This window comes from Aeromonas sp. 604176 (assembly GCF_049170755.1).
Taxonomy (GTDB): Bacteria; Pseudomonadota; Gammaproteobacteria; order Enterobacterales; family Aeromonadaceae; genus Aeromonas; species Aeromonas veronii_A.
Genome location: NZ_JAAKNE010000195.1, coordinates 1 through 3,728 on the forward strand (window position 1 = coordinate 1; position 3,728 = coordinate 3,728).

Consider the following 3,728-nt stretch of genomic DNA (forward strand, 5'->3'; position numbering starts at 1 on the left):
TCAAGGGCGCCGCCTCGCAAGCCATGCAGTGCATAAATATCAAATTTGGTTTTGAACCGGCCACCGGCCTGATTTAAGGACTTAGGAAGGATCTCGAACATGGACAAACAGACGTTGGTAATCACGTTGAGTTCGGTGCCCTTTCCAGTTGGACATAACAGCGCTATTACGCAGGCCAATGCCTGATTTAAGGAAGGATTGAGAGATATGGACAAGCAAACTCTGGTAATCAAGCTGGGCGGCGCCCTTATCGAGAACGACGAGGCGCTGACCGCCCTGTTCGCCACCCTCAAAACCTTTCTCGACGATCAGCACCGTCCGCTGGTGCTGGTACACGGCGGTGGCTGTCTGGTGGATGACCTGCTCAAGGGGCTGGGTCTCACCTCTACCAAGAAGAACGGCCTGCGGGTGACCCCGTTCGAGCAGATCCCCTTTATTGCCGGTGCACTGGCGGGGACCGCCAACAAGCAGATGATGGCCAAGGCGATCGCCACTGGCATTCCGGCGGTGGGGCTCTGCCTCGCCGACGGCGGCCTCTGTCAGGTGACCCAGCTCGACCCGGATCTCGGCGCGGTCGGCGAGTGCAAGCCGGGCAACCCGGCACTGGTGGCGGGCATCCTCGGTCAGGGCTTCCTACCGGTGGTGAGCTCCATCGGCATCACAGCCGAAGGGCAACTGATGAACGTCAACGCGGATCAGGCGGCCACCGCCATTGCCGAGGCCCTCGGCGCCGATCTGGTGATGCTCTCCGATGTGAGCGGCATCCTCGATGGCAAGGGCAAGCTGGTGCCCCAGCTCGACAAGCTGACCGCACTGGATCTGATGGAGAAAGGGGTGATCACGGACGGTATGGCGGTCAAGGTAGAAGCGGCCCTGCACGCCGCCGAGACCCTCGGCAAGCCGGTCTGTGTCGCCAGCTGGCGCTACCCGGATCAGCTGCTCAAGCTGCTGGCGGGCGGCGCGGTCGGCACTCTGGTCAAGATTGCCGATGGCAATCAGGTAGCCCTCTAATCCTCACCGGAACAAGGAACATCCGATGCAACATCTTCTGAAAGACAGTGATCTGAACAAAGCCCAGATTGAAGCGCTGATTGCGCTGGGCAAGGCAGTGAAGGCCGACCCGAAGAAGTACAGCCAGGCGCTGGCGGGCAAGAGCGTGGTGACCCTGTTCGAGAAACCCTCCCTGCGCACCCGGGTCACCTTCGACATCGGCATCGCCAAACTGGGTGGCCACAGCGTCTATCTGGATCAGCAGAACGGCGCGCTGGGCAAGCGCGAATCGGTGAAGGATTTTGCCGCCAACCTGTCGCGCTGGTGTGATGCCATCGTCGCCCGGGTGTTCGATCACCAGACTCTGGTCGAGCTGGCGGAACACGGCACAGTGCCTGTGGTGAACAGCCTGTGCAACCTCTACCACCCCTGCCAGGGGCTGGCGGACTTCATGACCATCAGCGAGCACTACGGCGATCTGTCGAAGGTGAAGCTGGCCTATCTCGGTGATGGCAACAACGTCAGCCACTCTCTGCTGCTGCTGGGGGCGACCCTGGGCACCGACGTCACCCTGATCTGCCCGAAAGGCCACGGCCCGGATACCCAGATCTTCCTGCAGGCGCAGGCACTGGCGGCCAAGTCGGGAGCGACCATCCACATCAGCGATGACGTGGCAGATATCGAAGGGTTCGACGTGGCCTACACAGATACCTGGGTCTCCATGGGTGACAACACCCCGATGGAGCAGGTCAAAGACCTCTTTATGCCTTACCAGATCAACCAGGCCCTGCTCGACCGCACCGGCATCCAGCATGTGCTGCACTGCCAACCGGCGCACCGGGAGCTGGAGATCACTTCGCAGGTGATGGATGGCCCCGCCTCCCTCATCATGGACGAGGCCGAAAACCGGATGCATATCCAGAACGCCGTGTTGCTGACCCTTCTCGGCGGCAAGTAACGCGGCACTCAACCTGAATCACGACCCTTTTATTGAATCATCATCGAATCATCACGGAGAGAAGTAACATGAGCGGAATCAACAAGATCGTACTGGCTTACTCGGGTGGACTGGATACCTCGGCCATCATTCCCTGGCTGAAAGAGCACTATGACGCCGAAATCATTGCCTTCGTGGCCGACGTCGGTCAGGAGCGCGACGATCTGGAAGGGATCGAGCAGAAGGCCATCGCCTCCGGTGCCACCAAGTGCATCATCAAGGATCTGCGGGAAGAGTTCGTCAAAGAGTACGTCTACCCGACCCTGAAGACCGGCGCCGTCTATGAAGGCACCTATCTGCTGGGCACCTCAATGGCCCGTCCGGTGATCGCCAAGGCGATGGTCGAAGCGGCACTGGCGGAAGGGGCCGATGCCATCTCCCACGGCTGCACCGGCAAGGGTAACGATCAGGTGCGTTTCGAAGGTGCGGTCGCTGCGCTGGCACCTCAGCTGAAAGTGATCGCCCCGTGGCGGATCTGGGATATGCGCTCCCGGGAAGATCTGCTCTCCTATCTGGAGACCCGCAACATCCCCTGCAAGGCGACCTTGAAGAAGATCTACAGCCGCGACGCTAACGCCTGGCACATCTCCACCGAAGGTGGCGAGCTGGAGAGCACCTGGAACGAGCCCTCCGAAGCAGTCTGGCAGTGGACCGTACCGGCCGAACAGGCACCGGATCAGCCGGAGTACGTCAAGCTGACCGTGGCGCAGGGTGAAGTGGTGGCCGTGGATGACCAGCCGCTCAGCCCGCACCAGATCCTGATGACCCTGAACGAGCGTGCCGGCAAGCACGGCGTGGGCCGCATCGACATCACCGAAAACCGGATGGTGGGGATGAAGTCCCGCGGCTGCTACGAAACCCCGGGCGGTACCGTGATGGTCGCCGCGCTGCGCGCTGTGGAAGAGCTGGTACTGGATCGCCCGACCCGCGCCTGGCGGGAGAAGCTAGGTGCCGAGTTCTCCCATCTGGTCTATGACGGTCGCTGGTTCACCCCGCTGTGCAAGGCGATCCTCGCCTCTGCCAACGCCATCGCCGAAGATCTCGACGGTGAAGTGGTGCTGAAGATGTACAAGGGTCAGGTCACTGCGGTGCAGAAGAAGTCGCCGAACAGCCTCTACTCCGAAGACTTCGCCACCTTCGGCGCCGACGAAGTGTATGACCAGAGCCATGCAGAAGGCTTTATCCGTCTCTACACCCTGGCCAGCCGGATCCGCGCCATGAAGGAGCAGCATCAGGCTATCGGTGGCGATCACACCCACGGCTAAGCAAGCGCGATAACCCGTTGATTCCGTTGAGGGGGCATGGCCCCCTCTTCTACAAGCCGATGATGGCCCCTGAGCCATCATCGGCAGGTGTGACAAGAGCGGCAGCGCCCCGGCCGCTTCTGTGAGATAACAGGGGCTGTGTGAATATGATGCTGACGTATTTTCTCCCTTCTCCCCTTGCGGGAGAAGGGGCGGGGATGAGGGGGGAATTACCCTCACCCTAGCCCTCTCCCAGAGTGAGAGGGAACCGATTCGCAGTTGCTGGATTTGACGTGTTCAACGGCAACAGCACTCATCACCACCGCACTGTTATTCAGGAAAATACAGGGCAAGATTTCTGCGCGCAGGCCAAGAGGCCGCGCGAGTATGGCAGGCGTAAACGCCTACCGACAACGCATTCAAGGAGAGCAGTATGGCACTTTGGGGTGGACGCTTCAGTCAGGGAGCCGATAGCCGGTTCAAACAGTTCAACGATT

At 60.6% G+C, this 3,728-nt stretch carries 3 protein-coding genes; all 3 read left to right on the forward strand.

The annotated features are described in order from the left end of the window. The first annotated feature begins 207 nt into the window (after positions 1-207). A complete protein-coding gene (gene argB / locus G5358_RS20370) occupies positions 208-1,011 on the forward strand; it encodes an acetylglutamate kinase (RefSeq protein WP_042655713.1) in 804 nt (267 codons plus the stop codon). Between the two features lie 25 nt (positions 1,012-1,036). After that, positions 1,037-1,948, forward strand: a complete 912-nt coding sequence (locus G5358_RS20375) for an ornithine carbamoyltransferase (protein WP_421324811.1) — start codon at positions 1,037-1,039, stop codon at positions 1,946-1,948. A gap of 68 nt (positions 1,949-2,016) precedes the next feature. Beyond that, positions 2,017-3,252: an argininosuccinate synthase gene (locus tag G5358_RS20380; RefSeq protein ID WP_033115910.1), complete on the forward strand. Its 1,236-nt coding sequence runs from the start codon at positions 2,017-2,019 to the stop codon at positions 3,250-3,252. Positions 3,253-3,728: the final 476 nt, after the last annotated feature.